The sequence below is a fragment of the Bradyrhizobium sp. genome (assembly GCF_035570375.1).
Lineage (GTDB): Bacteria > Pseudomonadota > Alphaproteobacteria > Rhizobiales > Xanthobacteraceae > Bradyrhizobium.
Genome location: NZ_DATMLW010000269.1, coordinates 49,088 through 66,944, shown reverse-complemented (window position 1 = coordinate 66,944; position 17,857 = coordinate 49,088). Strand labels below are relative to the sequence as shown.

The following is a 17,857-nucleotide window of genomic DNA, read 5'->3' as shown; positions in this document are numbered from 1 at the left end:
GCCTCCCTGTCCAGAAGCTTGCCCGGTTATTTAAATCGCAGAAGGTGAGAGGTGACAATCCCCGGTGAAGTCTGCAAAATGGCAAGGGCCGTCGGCCAACCCCGTTGCACAGCCGGAATCGGGAGCAGGCAATCGTGAGCAATCAGGCAACCTTGAGCCGGCCGGTCTCGAAGGTCGATCCGTTTTCGCACGCATTCCTGCACGATCCCTATCCGTATCATGAAGCGCTCCGCGAGGCGGGGCCGGTGGTGTGGCTCGAGCAATACGGGATCTGGACGATGGCCCGGCACGAGCAGGTTCGCGATGCCCTGACCGATTTTCAGACCTATTGTTCTTCCGCCGGCGTCGGTCTGAGCGATTTCCGGAAAGAGCCGCCATGGCGTCCGCCAAGCATCATCCTGGAGGCCGATCCGCCGCTCCACACCCGCACCCGCGCCGTGCTGACGCGCATCCTGTCTCCCGCCGCAATCAGGGTCTTGCGCGTGACCTTCGACCGCGAGGCGGAGAGGCTGATCGACCGGCTTGTCGAAAAACGCGAGTTCGACGGCGTTGCCGAACTTGCCGAAGCCTATCCGCTGAAGGTGTTTCCGGATGCGGTCGGGATTTCGGAAGAAGGGCGCGAGAATCTGTTGCCCTATGGCAGCATGGTTTTCAACTCGTTCGGTCCGCGCAACGAGTTGTTCAACCAGGCGATGGAAAATGCCGGTCCGGTTCGCGACTGGATCATGTCGAAATGCAGCCGCGCGGTGCTGGCGCCGGGCGGGCTGGGCATGCAGATTTTTGATGCGGTCGACGCCGGCGAGTTGTCGGAAGCGGAGGCGGGGATGCTGGTGCGCTCGTTCCTTTCGGCCGGCATCGACACCACGGTCTATGGGCTCGGCAATGCGCTCTACTGCCTGGCGAGCCACCCCGAGCAGTGGAAAATTCTTCGCGAAAATCCAAACCTGATCCGCGGCGCGTTCGAAGAGGTGCTGCGCTACGAGGCGCCGGTGCAGACCTTTTTTCGAACCACGACCAGGCCCATCGACGTCGGCGGCGTGAGATTGGGAGAGGGGGAGAAGGTGCTGCTGTTTCTGGCCGCTGCCAACCGCGACCCGCGCCGGTGGGAAAGGCCCGACACTTTCGACGTCAGACGCCGCGCAGCCGGGCACATGACCTTCGGCACCGGCATTCACGGCTGCGTCGGCCAGGCGGTAGCGCGGCTGGAAACCGAGGCGATCCTGACAGCGCTTGCGAGCCGCGTGGCATCGCTTGAACTTGCGGGCGAGCCGAAACGGCGGCTGAACAATACGCTGCGTGGATTCGACATTCTTCCGCTTCGCCTGGTGACGGCCTGAATCATGAGCAAGGGCACAGTTCTGATTGTCGGCGCAGGTCACGCGGGCTTCCAGGTCGCCGCATCGTTGCGGCAGCATGGTTACGCCGAACGCATCTGCCTGATCAATGACGAGGCGCATCTGCCGTATCAGCGGCCGCCTTTGTCCAAGGCCTATCTCAAGGGCGAAGGCCGCCCCGACAGCCTGATGTTCCGTCCCGACAAATTCTACCGCGACCAGAACATCGAACTGATCAGCGACCGCGCCGCTTTCATCGACCGGTCGGCGCAACGGCTCCTGCTCGCCTCCGGCTCGTTTCTCGACTACGCCCATCTGGTGCTCGCCACCGGCGCACGCAATCGGCTGCTCGATCTGCCGAACGCCAATCTCGGCGATGTCCGCTACCTGCGAATCCTTGATGAGAGCGAGGCGCTGCGGCAACGCATTCATACGGCGCGGCATGTCGTGGTGATTGGCGCCGGCTTCATCGGCCTCGAATTCGCTGCCACCGCACGTGCCAAGGGACTGGAGGTCGACGTGGTCGAACTCGCAACGCGCGTGATGGCGCGCGCGGTGACTGCGGAAATCTCGGACTATTTTGAGGAGCGGCACCGTGCGGCGGGCATCCGCATTCATTTGGGCGTGCAGGCGACCAGCATCGAAAACGATGGCGACAAGGTTGCCGGCGTCAGCCTCAGCGATGGGCGTCATATTCCTGCCGATCTTGTCGTGGTGGGCGTCGGCGTGTTGCCGAACGTCGAGCTTGCGGCGGAAGCAGGCCTCCCCGTCGCCTCCGGAATCATCGTCAATGAGCAATTGTTGACATCCGATCCCAACATCTCGGCCATCGGCGACTGCGCGCTGTTCGCAAGCCCGCGCTTCGGCGGTTCACTTCGCCTGGAATCGGTTCAGAACGCGACCGATCACGGGCGTTGTGTCGCCGCAAGGTTGACTGGTGATGCAAAAGCCTATGATGGCCTACCGTGGTTCTGGAGCGACCAGGGTGATGACAAGCTGCAGATCGCGGGGCTGACCACCGGATACGACCAGGTTGTGGTGCGCGGCGACCTCAAGGCGCGAACGTTTTCGGCCTTCTGCTACAAGGCGGGACAATTGGTCGGCATCGAGTCGGTGAACCGCGCCGCCGACCACGTGTTCGGACGCAAGCTTTTCGGCATGAACCGCTCGGTTGCGCCGAAACAGGTGGCGGATCCGAGTTTCGACCTCAAGTCGGCGCTGGCGTAAAAAGCGTCGTCATGGCCGGGCTTGTCCCGGCCATCCACGCCTTCTTTGGGTCTTTGAAGCCAAGACGTGGATGCCCGGCACAAGGCCGGGCATGACCGGAAAAAGATAACCAGCACGTATGTGCAGAAGTTACCCGGGGCTCTTTCTTATTATCTCCTCACGCGCTGACCGAAAACTCCCGCCGCACCGCCTCGATATCGGCAAGCGCCGGCAATCCGGCCTCGTTGCCAAGGCGCTGGATCTTGTAGGTCGACGCCGCGCGGGCGAAATCGAAATGCGCGTGCCAGCTTTTTTCGGGATGGGCGAGATAGGAATAGACATAGGCGCCGTGAAACACGTCGCCGGCGCCATTGGTATCGAGCACGCGTTGGCGCGAAATCGGCAGCGCCGGCATCAAACGCACGGTGCCGGTTTCGTCGTACCAGTAGAGGCCGCGTTCGCCCATGGTCACGCCGCCGATCTTGCAGCCCCGGCCCTTGAGATATTCCAGCATCTGTTCGGCCGTCAGGTCCATCTGCTCGCACAGGCGTTCGGCGACGATCGCCACATCGATGAATTCGAGCAGTTCGTGAGTATTGGCCCGCAAGCCGCCGCCGTCGAGCGAGGTCAGGATGCCGGCCTCGCGGCAATGCTTGGCGTAGAAAATCGCCGCATCCGGCTGATGGCCGTCGACATGCAGCGCGCGGCAGCCGCGGAGGTTCAGGTGAGGAAAAGGGTGGATATGCTCGTCGTCGCGGCAGCGGACGATGGCACGCTTGCCATCCTTCGGCATGATGAAGGAAAGCGAAGAAGTAGCGACCTTGCGCGGATGGATCGAGATTCCATACTTCGCGCTCATATCTTGGAACATGCGACCGAGCCAGTCATTGGCCACCGTCGCGATCAGGTCTGGCACGATTCCGAGCTTGGCACAGCAGAACGCCGCGGTGACGGCGTTGCCCCCGAACGAGACCGCATAGGCCTTGGCGACGTGCTTTTCGTCGCCGGTTGGCATGTGGTCGGTGATGAAGGTGACGTCGATATAAGTCTGTCCAATGAAAAGAGCCTGCATTCGTTTTTTTCCATCGTCGCTAGTGGTCCGATTCTAACATTCGCATCCCGTTTTGGCAGGCACTTTTGCGAATGTTAGAATCAAAGGACCACTAGCAAATATAAGTTTCTAGTGGAGTTCTGGATTTGACATTCGCATTGCGAGTCTGCGGCTAGGTGGGCAGCGAACGTCATATCGACTCCACTTGGGGGTGGTCCAGGCCGGCGTGCATACACTAGCACCGGTCACGCCGGATCATTCGCTGAAATTATTCGCAACAGCCGCCTCCTTGATGGCTTGAGATAGGTATCAAGCCGGATTACGACCATCCAGGGGCCGTTGCGCGCGCCAACCCTCTCGTGGCTGTTTCCGGGTTCCGGCAAACGCAATCAGCGATGATTTCGGCAGGGATGTCCGACATATGGAGAATCTTACTGTGATCAGCGGCCTCGATCACGTCGTCGTGCTGGTCGAAGACATCGAATCCGGCACGAGGGCTTATGAATTGCTGCTTGGACGCCGTCCCGCCTGGCGCAGCGAGAGCGAGGGCTCCAAAGCCACCCTGTTCACGCTTGCCAACATGTCGCTCGAGTTGATGGCGCCGGCAGGCCATGCGCCGGCGGCGGAACACATCCGCGAATTGATCAGGCAGTCGGTCGAGGGTCTCGCCAGCATCTGTTTTCGTGTCGACGATATAGAAAAAATGCATCGCAGGCTCGATCGGCTTGCGTTGCAGCCGGAAGCGGTCGCAGATGTCGAGAGCCGCGATCTTGGCTCCGGTGCGACGTTGCGCTGGAGGCGCACGCGCGCCGCGACCGACCTGACGCGGGGGGTGCGCCTGTTCTTCCTTGAACCGGCGCAGGCGCGCGACCTTTCGGCCGCAATGTCGGACGCGCCGGTTTTGGGCCTCGACCACGTCGTGATTTCCACTGGCGATCCGCAAGCCGCCGCGGCGCTTTATGGCGCGCGGCTTGGTCTCGACATGGCACTCGACCGCTCGCACCCGGATTGGGGCCGGTTGATGTTCTTCCGCTGCGGCGACCTGATTGTCGAGCTGGTGCAACGGCTGGGCGCGGCCGCGGATACGGCTTTCGACAAATTGTGGGGCTTGAGCTGGCGCGTCGCCGATCTCGAGGCGGCCCGCGCGCGGCTATTGGCGGCCGGAACAGCGGTGTCGGAAATACGTGCCGGCCGCAAGCCGGGCACGAGGGTGATGACCGTGCGGGACGGGACCTGCGGGGTGCATACGCTGTTGCTGGAGAGGACGGCGAGGGCGTGATTCCTTCTCCCTCTCCCACAAGGGGAGAGGGGAAAGAGACCTTCATTCTCAAACCGCGCGCTACGTGCTACATGCCCCTCGTCAACCAACGGGCGGCGATTTTGGTCAGGAGCAGGCGAATTCAGAAGTGGCAGCGCGATCCCGAAGGGATGCGGCTTCGCATTCTCGAGGCCGCAAAACAGGAATTTGCCACCCACGGGCTCGCTGGCGCGCGCGTCGACCGGATCGCGGCGAAGGCCGGCGCCAACAAGCGGATGCTGTACTACCACGTCGGCAACAAGGAGGAGCTTTATCTCACGGTGCTCGAAGGCGCCTACGAAAAAATACGCGCCGAGGAGCGCACCCTCGATCTCGAGCATCTCAATCCGCCACGCGCGATCGAGCGACTGATCGAATTCACCTGGAATTATTTTTTGCGCAATCCGGAATTTCTGGCGCTGTTGAACACGGAGAATCTCGCGAAGGCCCGCCACCTCAAGTATTCCACCAAGGTCAAAACGATGCATTCGCCCTTTGTCGAGATGATCCGCACGGTGGTGAGGCGCGGGGTCGCAGGCGGTGACTTCGTGGTCGAAGTCGATCCCGTTCAGCTTTACATCTCTATCGCCGCCTTGTGTTTCTTCTATCTGTCGAACAGCGCAACGCTGAGTGTGATCTTCGCCCGCGATCTTTTGACCGAGGACGCGAGAGACGAACGCCTCGACCACATGGTGGCGCTGGTGCTCGCGGCCTTGACCGGGAAACCGTTTACGAGTTTTGCGAAGAAGAAGGCGCGGAAATTGCCGGTTGCCGCAGAGCAGCCGGCTTGAAACAAAAGTGAAGTGCTTGTCATCGCCGGGTTTATCCCGGCCGACGAATCGTCATGCCCGGGGCTTGTCCCGGGCATCCACGCCTTTTCGCAGCCGAGCAGGAAGATGTGGATGGCCGGGATAAACCCTGCCATGATCGCAATGGGCTTTCACCGACCTTTAACTTGTCAAACAGCAGCCGCGCCGTTCTCTCAGGCACGGTTTTACGATCTCGCAGCGACGGTCGCCCGAGTTTTGTCCTGAACTTCCAGCCCTTCAATATTAAAGGGCGCAGGGAATGCCGGGCGCCAGACGCACCCGTAGCCTCGCGTGCGAAAATAAAAAGCACACGAGTTGGTCACCACGGTTTACGCCGGAACGCCCGGCATTCCCCGCGCGGATGGTTTTAACGGTTTCCTTCGCGCTCTTCCCGGTGATCGGGCTTTCTTGTCACCGTCATCCCTGAGAAGCGTTAGCTTCCTAAGAACTTGACACCAGCGTCGAGGCGCCTAGTGCCCGCTTTCCGAAGTTCGTCCACCCGTGCAGCGCCTTCCTTCACGAACTTCGGAAAGCAAAGGGCACTAGCAAATTCAAAAATTCCAGAGCCGCTTGCGATTTGAAGTTCCTGTTACGGACTCGCCGCAACTTCCGCAGGAACTTCAAATCGGCGGCACTGGTACCACACGACTTCGCCGTCCGCAGCCTTCGTCGTTCGTCTCTTCGACCTGGCCGCGTCCACCGCATCCCGCCCTCACGTTCGTGACGATCGCGAAACGCCCCTCAGATGGGACGGGACGATTGAGCTCTATTGCTGTTTCTACCGAGCCGCCAAACGAAAATTTTTTGCCGGAAGGGCTGGACACGGCTGGAGCCGCAGGGCGCGGTGATTTGCCCGTCGGGCAGGTCGGTCGCGATCAGGGATGTCCTGCCAGAGCTTGCATCGATTTTCCTACCAAAGATTGCATCGAGTTTTAGACGCTCGTAATACTAGAAGATAAGATCATTCGAATTCTCTGATCTGTCGGTCCAAGAAGCACCCCAACCGAAAACAGTTGATCGTGGTGTTGCCTCATCAAATTCGTACTTGGTCTTCTAAGAAATCACCCGGACGGGATGCGTCCCCGAGATATCTACCGGAAATCGAGTCGAAGTTGCCCTTAACCGAATTCGACAGGGAGACCAAGAAGGGTTCCGGCCTGCCGCGATGGCGGGCTGCGTTGCATTTTCATTCGGTTGCAGCGAGCAAAGCTGGGTTGCTGATCAAATCGGATGGCCAGTGGCACGTTACCGAGGAAGGTCAAAAAGTCGCTTCGATGTCAGATGACGAGTTGAGGCGATTGATGCGTTCACGCTATGGCGAATGGCGGTGGGGTAATCCGAAGGTCAAGCCAGACGCAGTAGTACCAGGCACGGTTGACGAAGCATCACCGCCCGATACGTCGGTGCTCTTCGAACATGCGAAGGAAAAAGCGCGAGAGGAAATCGATACCTATCTCGACACCCTCGGCGGTTACGAGTTTCAGGATTTGGTGGCCGCGTTGCTTGAGGGAATGGGATATGCGACCAACGTGATCTCAAAGCCGGGCGCCGATGGCGGGTCCGATATTCTGGCTTACATCGACCCGCTGGGTGCGCAGACTCCGCATATCCGCGTTCAGGTGAAACATCGTGATCAGGCCGTATCCCGTGAAGATGTTGCCGCGCTGCGAGGGATCATCAGAGGTGATCGCGAAATCGGCCTGTTCGTATCGTCGGGAGGATTTACGAAAGAGGCTCGGCGCGAAGCTGGAAACGGAGCGGTTCATATGGAGCTGGTCGATCTTGATCGATTCCTGGAGCTATGGTTGCAGCACTACGACAAGATTCCGGAAGCCAAGAGATCAAAGCTTCGTCTTGAACCTGTCTATTTTCTGGCGCCATAGACGGTAGCCCGTGCCAAAAATCGTGGATGCCCGGGTCAAGCCCGGGGCATGACGAGGGGCGGAAATGGCTGGACAGTATTTATCCAGCGAGTTAATTTTCACGGCAAAAGCCGATCATTCACGGAGAGGAAATTGGCCCAAGCGCGAGGCCGAGGCGGCGTGTCGAAAGCGCTGAACGCGGCGTGGATCAGGCCGTTCCTTTTCCTGATCTTCATCGTGATCGCCTGGGACTTGACCATCCGCCTGTTCAAGATCCCGCCCTATCAAATTCCGACACCCGCCGACGTCGTCGCGGTGCTGTGGCAGGATTGGCCGGAACTCGCCCGGCAATCCTGGCCGACCACCTACGCGACGATCTGCGGTTTCCTCCTCTCAGCCGCGTTCGGAATTCCGGTGGCGATGCTGATCGCGGGATCGAGGACGGTGGAGAGTTACGTCTATCCGCTTTTGGTATTCTCGCAATCGGTGCCGAAGATCGCGATCGCGCCCTTGTTCGTGGTCTGGTTCGGTTTCGGCATCTTTCCAAAAATCATTTCCGCCTTCCTGCTCGGATTTTTCCCGGTGGTGGTCTCCGCCGTGCAGGGTTTCAAGTCGGTCGATCCCGACATGGTGGATCTGGCGCGGGCGATGCAGGGCAGTCGTTTTCAGATTTTCCGCGCGGTCAATTTGCCGCACGCGATGCCTGCGATCTTTGCCGGCTTGAAGGTTTCGGTCACGCTCGCGGTGGTCGGTGCCGTGGTCGGCGAGTTCGTCGGGTCCAATTCAGGCATTGGATATGTGCTGCAACGCTCGATCGGAACCTTCGACCTGCCGACCATGTTCGCAGCACTCGTGATCCTGGCGCTGCTCGGCGTCGTCCTGTTCTGGATCGTGGATCGGATCGAGCGTCTGGTGGTTCCCTGGCATGTCAGTCAGCGCGAGGACATCATCGTCGCTGCGTAGATTGTCATAACGGAACAGTCGAAATGCCGTCATTGCGAGCGAAGCGAAGCAATCCAGGGTACGGCAGGAACGGTGCTGGATTGTTTCGTCGCTCGCGCTCCTCGCAATGACGAGACTTGGAGGGAGAAAAATGCGTCTTTTTATTTCGGTGTTCGCGGCATTGATCGTTTCAGTCTTCACGGCGTTGCCGGCTTCCGCCGCCGACAAGGTCGTCCTGATGCTCAACTGGTACGTCTATGGCGAGCATGCGCCGTTCTATTACGGCAAGGCCAAGGGCATCTATGCTGCGGAAAACATCGATCTTGAAATCCAGGAGGGCCGCGGCTCGGGTGCGACCACGCAAGCGGTGGCAGCGAAAACCGCCAATTTCGGTTATGTCGACGTGCCGACCATGATGCGCGCTGCGGTGAAGGGCGCGCCGGTGATTGCCACCGGCGTGTTGCTGCAGACGAGCCCGATGTCGGTGATGGGTCTTGTCGAGAAGAACATTCGAAAGCCCGAGGACATCAAGGGCAAGACGGTGGCGATCACGCCAGGCGATTCTATGAGCCAGATCTGGCCACTGTTTCTGAAGAAGACCGCTCTGAAGGAGAGCGACTTCACCACGGTGGCCGGTGACGCCCAGACCAAGCTCAACGCCGTGATCAACGGGCAGGCCGATCTTCTGCTCGGCTATGTCATGGACCAGTCGATGAAGATCAAGGACGCGATCGGCAAGGACGTCTATCCGATCAAGTTCGCCGACTACGGCATCAACCTGGTGTCGTCCGGCATCGTGGCCAACACCGATTACATCAAGGCGAATGCCGATGTGGTCAAGCGCTTCATGTCGGCGACCACCAAGGCGGTCGAAGCCGCGGAGAAGGACCCGAAGGGAGCCGCGCAATCGATCCTCGACGCCAACCCGAAGGGCGGCAAGATCGATACGCTCACGCAAGGCTTTGAGCTGACGATCCCGCTCTATCGCACGGCTGAAACAAGGGACGAGCGGCCGTTCCAGGTGACCGACCGGAACATGACCGACACGGTCAATCTGATGGTCGAATATGGCGGGCTCGACGCCAAGGCCAAGGACAATCCGAAGGCGTTTTACACCAATGAGTATTTGCCGAAGTGATTTCGTCATTCCGGGGCGATGCGAAGCATCGAACCACGATGTGCAATTGCACATCGGAGAATCTCGAGATTCCGGGTCTGGTGCTAGCGCACCATCCCGGAATGACGGCGTAAGCGTGTGACGGGCCTTCAATGAACGCCGCCACCAGAACCCCAGGCCTCAATCCACCAACCGCTCATCTTCGCGTCGTGTCCGATCGCGACGCCCCGACGACGCCTGGCATTCGACTGTCCGGCGTCTCGAAAACCTATCGCACGCGCGACGGCGACGTGCCCTCGCTGCGGCCGCTGGATTTCCACATCAACGCCGGTGAGTTCTTTGTCGTGGTCGGGCCGTCGGGCTGCGGCAAGTCCACGCTGTTGAAGATGATCTCCGGGCTGTTGCCGCCGTCGAGCGGCAAGATTTTCGTCGAGGGCGAAGCCGTCACAAAGCCGCATGGCAATGTCGGCATCGTGTTCCAGAATTCGCTGCTCCTGCCCTGGCGCAACATCCTCAACAACGTGATGCTGCCGATCGACATGAGGCGGCTGTCGCGCAAAGAATATCTTCCGCGCGCCAAATCGCTCATCAAGCTGGTCGGGCTGGAGGGCTTTGAAAAGAAGCTGCCCTGGCAACTCTCCGGCGGCATGCAGCAGCGGGCCTCGATCTGCCGCGCGCTGGTGCACGATCCCAAGATCATCCTGATGGACGAGCCGTTCGGCGCGCTCGATGCCATGACGCGCGAGCGCATGAATGTTGAGCTGATGCGCATCCAGCGCGAGACCGGAAAGACCGTGCTCTTGATCACCCATTCGATTCCGGAAGCCGTGTTTCTCGCTGATCGCGTGCTGGTCATGACCGAGCGGCCGGGCGCGATCGCCGCGATCTATGACGTGCCGCTGCCGCGTCCGCGCTCGCTCGATGCCATGGCCGATCCCGTGTTTTCCGAGCTGGTGCAGCGCATACGCAAGCATTTCTTCAGCCAAAGCGCGATCGATTGAGGTTTTGCTCCATGCCGCCACGCCTGTCGCTGCGTGAAATATCGCTTTTCGAACGACCGGTGCGCTTCACCCGTCCGTTCCGCTTTGGTGCCGTGGTGATCAACGCGGCCTCCCAGCTCTTCGTGCGCGCCGAAATCGATATCGAAGGCAAGGGGAGTTCGACGGGCGCGAGCGCCGAATTGCTGGTGCCGAAATGGTTCGACAAGCGCAGCGATCTTTCGCCCGAGCAAACCGTGGACGAATTGCGACGCTCGATCGAAATCGCGCGCCAGCTTTATCTGACGGGTTCGAGCTTCGACACCGCGTTCGGTATCCACGCCGCCCGCATCGCAAACCAGGTCGAGGCCTGTGCGAAAGAGGACATCCCGCCGCTGGCGGCGGCCTACGGTCCGGCCGAAATCGACAAGGCTATCCTTGATGCGCTGTTGCGCGGCAAGCTTGCGAATTTCTTCGACGGCATGGCCGCAAATATCGCAGGCGTCGATGCGCGGCTGTCGAGCGACCTCAGGGATGACGACGTCGCGCGCTTTCTGGCGCGAAGCCGCAGGCTTGAGCGCATCGCGATCCGGCATACCGTCGGCCTCGATGACACGATCGAAGGCGAGGGTGGGGTTGGGGACCAGGAGGAGAATGCCGGTGCGCGCTACTTCAAGCTCAAGCTCAACGGCGATCCGCAAGGCGATGCCGCGCGCCTCATCCGCATCGGCAATGAACTTGCCGCCTTGCCGCACGACTATCGCGTGACGCTCGACGCCAACGAGCAATATGCGGACCTGGCTGCCTTGCGCGCGCTGGTCGTGCGCCTCAAGGACGATGCCGCCTTGAGCCCGATCACAGCAAAGCTGCTTTATATCGAGCAGCCGATGCCACGCGACATCACGCGCACCGCGCCGCTTGGTGAGCTTGCGTCTTGGGATTTCATCATCGACGAGGCCGACGATTCCTATGATGCGTTTGGCGCGGCGCGCGCGCTCGGCTATCGCGGCATCTCCTCGAAAGCCTGCAAAGGGCTCTACAAGTCGATCATCAATGCGAGCCGCGCCGCCAGGTGGAGTACGGAAGGTGAAAAATTTTTCGTCACGGGCGAAGACCTGACCTGTCAGGCCGGGCTTTCCGTGCAACAGGACACCGCGCTCGGGGCGCTGATCGGCATCACGCATGTCGAGCGCAACGGCCACCATTACGTCGATGGCTTTGCCGACACGCTGCCTACCGAAGCCGAGGCGTTTCTGGCGGCGCACGTCGACCTCTACGAGCGAAGCGAGAACGGCATTCGGCTGGCGATCCATGGCGGCGAACTGTCGACCGCTTCGCTTGCTTCGCCGGGCTTTGCCACCAGCGTGCATCCGACGTGGTCGGCGATGGCGCCGCTGCGACCGCCAAAAACAAAAATCCTGCAGGAGCAATCGATATGACGACGCAACGTCTCGGCGTGATCATGAACGGTGTTACCGGCCGCATGGGCCTGAACCAGCATTTGATCCGCTCGATCATCGCGATCCGCAACCAGGGCGGTGTGCTGCTTTCCAATGGCGACCGCATCATGCCCGATCCGGTCCTGGTCGGCCGGGATGCCGCAAAAGTCGAGCGGCTTGCCAAACAAGTTTCGCTCGAACGCTGGACCACCGACCTCGATCGCGCGCTTTCGAACCGGAACGACACCGTTTTCTTCGATGCCGCCACCACGCAGGCGCGCCCCGGCCTGCTGACCAAGGCGATCAATGCCGGCAAGCATGTCTATTGCGAAAAGCCGATCGCGACCAACCTCGAAGAGGCCGTGGCGGTGGTGAAGCTTGCCGACGCAAGAGGCGTCAAGCACGGCACCGTGCAGGACAAGCTGTTTCTGCCGGGGCTGAAGAAGCTCGCTTTTCTGCGCGATTCCGGCTTCTTCGGCCGCATGCTCTCGGTGCGCGGCGAATTCGGCTACTGGGTGTTCGAGGGCGATTGGCAGGAAGCGCAGCGGCCGTCCTGGAATTATCGCAGCGAAGATGGCGGCGGCATTATTCTCGACATGGTGTGCCACTGGCGTTACGTGCTCGACAATCTCTTTGGCGAAGTCGAGAGCGTCACTTGCCTCGGCACCACGGATATTCCGCAGCGCTGGGACGAGAAGGGCAGGAAGTACAGAGCAACCGCCGACGATTCGGCTTACGCGACGTTCCGCCTCAAGGGCGGCGTGATCGCGCATATCAACATGAGCTGGGCAACGCGGGTCTATCGCGACGATCTCGTCGCGTTCCAGGTGGACGGCACGCACGGTTCGGCGGTGGCGGGATTGACCGATTGCATGATCCAGGCGCGCGCCGCGACGCCGCGGCCAGTATGGAATCCGGACGAAAAGCGCCTGCATGATTTCTACGCCGACTGGCAGAAGCTGCCGGAGAATGCGGCCCATGACAACGGCTTCAAGGAACAGTGGGAGATGTTCATCCGTTACCTGTGCGAGGACGCGCCTTACAAATATACGCTGCTGGAAGGCGCCAAGGGCGTGCAACTCGCCGAATGCGCGCTTCAGAGCTGGCGCGAGCGGCGCTGGATCGACATCGCGCCGATCAAGCTTTAGAGGAGGTCAAGCATGAACAAGCCGGTTTTGCCTGGCTCGTCGCTGTCGCTCAAACTGCCGGCCGCGAACGGCAGGATCGAGACCTATCCCCTGAGGGCGTCGCAGAGCTTTCCCGCACGTCTGGAAGGAACGCTCAATCGCGTGGCGTTTTCCGCAGCCCATGTCGTCTCTGATCCGCTCGCCGATGTCGATCCGTGGCTCGCGTCAGCGATCGACTGGGACAAGACGATTGCGTTTCGCGAGCACATCTGGGATCTCGGACTTGGTGTGGCCGAAGCGATGGACACTGCGCAACGCGGGATGGGGCTGGACTGGCCGACCTCGCTGGAGTTGATCCAGCGCTCGGTGAAAGCGGCGAAGGCGAGAGGCAATGCGCTGGTATTTTCGGGCGCCGGCACCGATCACCTGTTGCCCGAGGATGCCCGCGATCTCGGCGACGTGATCCGGGCCTATGAAGAGCAGATCGGCAGCATCGAAAAGGCCGGCGGCCGCATCATCCTGATGGCGTCACGCGCGCTCGCAAGGCACGGCCGCAGCGGTGACGACTACGTCAAGGTTTACGATCGCGTGCTGTCGCAGGTCAGCGAGCCCGTGATTATCCATTGGCTCGGCGACATGTTCGATCCTTCGCTTTCGAATTACTGGGGTACGCCGGACCTCGATCGCGCCATGGACGTGGCGGTCGGCGTCATCAATGCCAACGCCGCCAAGGTCGACGGCGTCAAGGTTTCGCTGCTCGACAAGCAGCGCGAGATCGACATGCGCCGCAGGCTCGCTCCCCGCGTCAAGATGTATACCGGGGACGATTTCAACTATGCCGAATTGATCGCCGGTGACGCGCAGGGCTTTTCGCATGCGCTGCTCGGCATCTTCGATGCGATTGCGCCGGCTGCGTCCTATGCGCTGTCGCGGCTTGCCGCCGGCGATACGCAAGGCTTCCACGATGTGCTCGGCCCGACGGTGCCGTTGTCGCGCCACATCTTCAGGACGCCGACCCGGTTCTACAAAACCGGAATCGTATTCATGGCTTATCTCAACGGCCATCAGGATCACTTCACCATGGTCGGCGGGCAGGAAAGCGCGCGCTCGACCCTGCATCTTGCCGAGCTGTTTCGCTTGGCGGACCAGGCGGGTTTGCTTGCCAATCCCGAACTTGCGACGCGGCGAATGAAGGCGGTGCTCGAGCTTCGCGGCCTCTAGTGCCGCGATGACTGACGAACTTCGGAAAAGAGGATACTAGGCGACGTGCGGGACTTTTCGGCCGATCACCGCTGGCTATCGCTCAATACCGCGACGGTGCGCAGGCAGGGCGATCTCCTGGAGATCATCGAGGCCTGCGCGAGGCACGGCATCCGTGCCATCGACCCCTGGCGCGACCAGGTCGCAGCGATAGGCCTTGAACGCGCCGCGCGCACGTTGCGCGATGCGGGGCTCGAGCTTTCCGGCTATTGCCGCGGCGGCATGTTCACATCCGACGCCGCGCACCGGATCGAGGCGCGCGACGACAACCGGCGGGCGGTCGACGAGGCAAAGGCATTGGGCGCGCCCTGCGTCGTGCTGGTGGTCGGTGGCCTGCCGCAATATTCGCGGCCGGGAAGTGTGGCTTCAAAAGACATCCCCGCTGCGCGCGCGCAGGTCGAGGAAGCCATCGCCGAGATGATGGAATACGCGCGCGACGCGAGGATGCCGCTTGCAATCGAGCCGCTGCATCCGGCCTATGCGGCCGACCGCGCCTGCGTCAACACGACCAGACAGGCGCTCGATATTTGCGATCGCCTCGACGGCGGCCGCACCGGCGCGCTCGGTGTTGCACTCGACGTCTATCACATCTGGTGGGACGTAGAGCTGCTGGGGCAGATTTCGCGCGCCGGAAAGGGCCGCCTGCTGGCGTTTCATGTCTGCGACTGGCTGGTGCCGACCAAGGACATTCTCAACGACCGCGGCATGATGGGCGACGGCGTGATCGACATCAGATCGGTGCGCCGTGCGGTGGAGGCGGAAGGGTTTGAGGGTTACTGCGAGATCGAGATTTTTTCCGAGGACTGGTGGCGCAAACCGATCGATGAGGTCTTGCGGACCTGCATCGATCGGCACCGCACGGTGGTGTAACAAAGGCGCTCGCGGATACGAACTTGCGGGCAGGCGCCGCCAATCGGATGCCACTTGCGGCGCTCAGCGGCGGCGCGGAAAGTTTTGGTTTCATTCAAGGGATAGTGAATGATCAACGAGGTGATTGTTATCGGAGACCTGAAACTGCGCGACGGCGCCGCCCTGGACGAATACGAACGCCTGGGCGAGCGAATGTATGAAATCGTCAGCAATCTTCCGGGATTTCAATCGGTCAAGACGTTCAAGGCTGATGACGGCGAGCAGGTAACGCTGTTCCGGTTTTCTTCCGAGCAAGCGCTGGAAGCGTGGCGAACCCACCCCGAGCATGTGGAGACGATGAAGCGCGGCCACGCCGAGTTCTACGCCAGCGGCTTTCTCCAGATTTGCAAGGTGATCCGGGAAGTCGGGCCTTTCGAACATAAGTAGGCGCAAGCCGGGCTAGCCTTCCGATACGTGAGAGTGGCGCAAACCGATCGATGAGGTCTTGCGGACCTGCATCGCTCGGCACCCTCACGGTGGTGTAACAGGTAAGCGCAAGCCGGGCCTAGCCTTCCGGTACGTGAGAGGCGCGCCAGGACGGGCTTTCCGCCGCAAACACGGGATGGTTGAGCGCCGGCAAATGCAGCCGGCGCGCGATCGCAGAAGGCGCAGGCGCGGACGTAAGGAGCCCTGCGACGAGATTGTGAACGGCGGTCAGATTCGAGCGAAACGTCCGCCTGCCGAAGCCTGACGCCTCCACATAACGCCGCGCCGTCGCCTCGAACGGCTCCGGTGCGACGCCCCCGACTTCGAGGACGGCGTCTGTCGGCGCACCGATGCCAAACGCGTTGCGCTGGTAGTCGAGCAGAAAATATGAAAGCTCCTCGATGAGGAATTCGCTGATGCCAAGCGATTTCGCAACCTTGAAAAACAGCTTCATCGGCACGTCCTGATACTTCACCTTCCGGCCCAACGCCTTGCCGATGGCGGCAGCGATGTCCTCCGGCGACAACAGACGCGGGCCGGTGGGGCGGTAACTCTTGCCGATGTGGGGCGCGGGATTGGTCAGCGCGCCGACGATGACGCGGGCGATGTCCTCGTTCGACGGTGGCGCGTTGAGGCCCTTGCCGAGCGGCAGCCCCATCAGGCCAAAATGCGCCATCGGTTCGAGCGCGGCCATGTAATTGTCGGCGAAGAAGCCGGGATTGACGGTGACAACGTCGAGGTTCGGCGTCCACTCAAAGACCCTGTTGCTGAGCCATTTCTCGCGGGAGTGCACGGCCGGATGATCGGCGCTTGCGACCCATTGGCTGAGCGCGACGACGACTTCTAGTCTTGCCTCCTGCGCGGTGGCGGCAAACAGCGAGGCGCGCCGCAATGTTCCGGGCTCCAGCGGCGGACAGAAATAGGCGCGTTGAACGCCGCTCATGGCCGTGTGCAGGTCGGTGATGTCTTCAAGCGAGCCGACGACGACTTTTGCGCCGCGCTTGGCGAGCAACTCGCTGCGATGGTCCGCCCGCTGCACCAGCGCCCGCACGGGATATCCCTTTGCCAGGAGCTGGGAGATGGTCGCGCCGCCGGTCTTGCCGTTCGCTCCGGTCACCAGAATGGTAGGCTTTTGCATGTCTGAACCTCGCAAATCTTCGGCGCAGGGCGCCGCGATCTGGCGACCCTATTGACGGCCGGTAGTCAGTGCAATTACCTGAGAGGTAATTGAGTTGGGTGCACGGAGCGAATACGGTCCCTATAATGAAGAGTGGCTTCGGTTCGATTTTGAGCGAATGGCGCGCCGTCCGGCGGCTCAGCCAGCTCGACCTTGCGCTGCTCACGGACATCTCGCAGAGGCACATCAGCTTCGTGGAGTCGGGTCGCGCGCAGCCGAGCCGCGACATGATTTTCAAACTGGCCGATGGTCTCGACCTTCCGCTGCGTGCGCGCAACAATCTCTTCCTCGCTGCCGGCTACGCGCCCGCCTATCCGGAGCGGCTCGATCTTTCGAAGATGATGGCCGTTCGTGAAGCGCTTGAGATGATCCTTGTCCACCACGAGCCCTATCCGGCCGTGGTCATGGACGGAAGCTGGAACATCGTGATGCAAAACGCCGCGGTTTCGCGCATCATCGCCTGCTGCGTGGACAGAGACGCGTTGCGGCAACTTTTCCCGGACGGCGTCATCAACTTCATGCGGCTGATGTTCTCGCAAAGCGGTTTGCGGCCGTACATCTTGAACTGGACGCATACGCGGATCGCGCTGCTCAATCGGCTGCGACGGGAGGCGGCCGGTAATCCGGACTCAACTTCAGAGATACTCCGCCGCCAATTCGATTCCAACACGCCGCGCGGCGAACCCATGGTTCACGACGAAGGCGATGAGCCGATGCTTTCGCTCGAACTTCGGGTTGGAGACGCCCGGCTTCGCCTGTTCACTACATTCACGACCTTCGGAACGCCGCAGGACGTGCTGTTGCAGGAACTGCGCATCGACATGTCGTTTCCGGCCGACGAAACGACGAGGCGCTTTCTCGAAAGCGCTGCGGAAAGCGGCGTGGAGGGGGCGCTAAGAAACCGCCAGAACGCTTGACCCACGT

The 17,857-nt window shown here is 61.1% G+C and carries 16 protein-coding genes; 14 read left to right on the top strand and 2 right to left on the bottom strand.

Translation table 11 applies throughout. The features are described from left to right. The first annotated feature begins 134 nt into the window (after window positions 1-134). Together VNX23_RS29845 and VNX23_RS29840 are read left to right on the top strand one after the other, a co-directional pair. Entirely contained in the window at window positions 135-1,337 is a 1,203-nt protein-coding gene (locus tag VNX23_RS29845) for a cytochrome P450 (protein WP_414643108.1), read from the top strand. 3 nt (window positions 1,338-1,340) lie between these two features. Continuing rightward, window positions 1,341-2,561 carry an NAD(P)/FAD-dependent oxidoreductase gene (locus VNX23_RS29840; RefSeq protein ID WP_325635274.1) on the top strand — a complete coding sequence of 407 codons (1,221 nt, stop codon included), beginning with the start codon at window positions 1,341-1,343 and terminating at the stop codon, window positions 2,559-2,561. 157 nt (window positions 2,562-2,718) lie between these two features. Here the strand turns inward: VNX23_RS29840 and VNX23_RS29835 are convergent, their stop codons facing one another. Next, window positions 2,719-3,612: a sugar kinase gene (locus VNX23_RS29835; RefSeq protein WP_325635272.1), complete on the bottom strand. Its 894-nt coding sequence runs from the start codon at window positions 3,610-3,612 to the stop codon at window positions 2,719-2,721. A 415-nt stretch (window positions 3,613-4,027) separates the two neighbouring features. Between VNX23_RS29835 and VNX23_RS29830 the strand changes: the two genes are divergently transcribed. From VNX23_RS29830 to VNX23_RS29780, 11 genes are all read left to right on the top strand, one after another. Beyond that, on the top strand, window positions 4,028-4,870 hold the full coding sequence (locus VNX23_RS29830; RefSeq protein WP_325635311.1) for a VOC family protein: 843 nt from the start codon (window positions 4,028-4,030) through the stop codon (window positions 4,868-4,870). A gap of 71 nt (window positions 4,871-4,941) precedes the next feature. Then, window positions 4,942-5,679 (top strand): TetR/AcrR family transcriptional regulator, encoded by a 738-nt coding sequence (locus tag VNX23_RS29825; RefSeq protein ID WP_325635270.1) that lies wholly within the window; start codon window positions 4,942-4,944, stop codon window positions 5,677-5,679. Window positions 5,680-6,809: 1,130 nt separating this feature from the next. After that, entirely contained in the window at window positions 6,810-7,580 is a 771-nt protein-coding gene (locus VNX23_RS29820) for a restriction endonuclease (protein ID WP_325635268.1), read from the top strand. Between the two features lie 132 nt (window positions 7,581-7,712). After that, entirely contained in the window at window positions 7,713-8,522 is an 810-nt protein-coding gene (locus tag VNX23_RS29815; protein ID WP_325635266.1) for an ABC transporter permease, read from the top strand. Between the two features lie 130 nt (window positions 8,523-8,652). Further along, window positions 8,653-9,639 (top strand): ABC transporter substrate-binding protein, encoded by a 987-nt coding sequence (locus VNX23_RS29810; protein WP_325635264.1) that lies wholly within the window; start codon window positions 8,653-8,655, stop codon window positions 9,637-9,639. A gap of 131 nt (window positions 9,640-9,770) precedes the next feature. Next, window positions 9,771-10,619, top strand: a complete 849-nt coding sequence (locus VNX23_RS29805) for an ABC transporter ATP-binding protein (protein WP_325635262.1) — start codon at window positions 9,771-9,773, stop codon at window positions 10,617-10,619. 11 nt (window positions 10,620-10,630) lie between these two features. Next, window positions 10,631-12,034, top strand: coding sequence for a hypothetical protein (locus VNX23_RS29800; protein ID WP_325635260.1), 1,404 nt, complete (start codon window positions 10,631-10,633; stop codon window positions 12,032-12,034). After that, a complete protein-coding gene (locus VNX23_RS29795) occupies window positions 12,031-13,182 on the top strand; it encodes a Gfo/Idh/MocA family oxidoreductase (protein WP_325635258.1) in 1,152 nt (383 codons plus the stop codon). The genes VNX23_RS29800 and VNX23_RS29795 overlap by 4 nt, the downstream gene beginning before the upstream one ends. A 12-nt stretch (window positions 13,183-13,194) precedes the next feature. Continuing rightward, window positions 13,195-14,382: a dihydrodipicolinate synthase family protein gene (locus VNX23_RS29790; protein ID WP_325635256.1), complete on the top strand. Its 1,188-nt coding sequence runs from the start codon at window positions 13,195-13,197 to the stop codon at window positions 14,380-14,382. Window positions 14,383-14,427: 45 nt separating this feature from the next. Continuing rightward, window positions 14,428-15,291 carry a sugar phosphate isomerase/epimerase family protein gene (locus VNX23_RS29785; protein WP_325635254.1) on the top strand — a complete coding sequence of 288 codons (864 nt, stop codon included), beginning with the start codon at window positions 14,428-14,430 and terminating at the stop codon, window positions 15,289-15,291. Window positions 15,292-15,399: 108 nt separating this feature from the next. Further along, the gene (locus VNX23_RS29780; protein WP_325635252.1) at window positions 15,400-15,717 is read left to right on the top strand and encodes an antibiotic biosynthesis monooxygenase; all 318 of its coding nucleotides are present in this window, start codon (window positions 15,400-15,402) and stop codon (window positions 15,715-15,717) included. A gap of 118 nt (window positions 15,718-15,835) precedes the next feature. Here the strand turns inward: VNX23_RS29780 and VNX23_RS29775 are convergent, their stop codons facing one another. Continuing rightward, window positions 15,836-16,894, bottom strand: coding sequence for an NmrA family NAD(P)-binding protein (locus VNX23_RS29775; RefSeq protein ID WP_325635250.1), 1,059 nt, complete (start codon window positions 16,892-16,894; stop codon window positions 15,836-15,838). Window positions 16,895-17,019: 125 nt separating this feature from the next. Here VNX23_RS29775 and VNX23_RS29770 point away from each other — a divergent pair, with 125 nt between their 5' ends. Then, window positions 17,020-17,850, top strand: a complete 831-nt coding sequence (locus VNX23_RS29770) for a helix-turn-helix transcriptional regulator (protein ID WP_325635248.1) — start codon at window positions 17,020-17,022, stop codon at window positions 17,848-17,850. Window positions 17,851-17,857 lie beyond the last annotated feature (7 nt).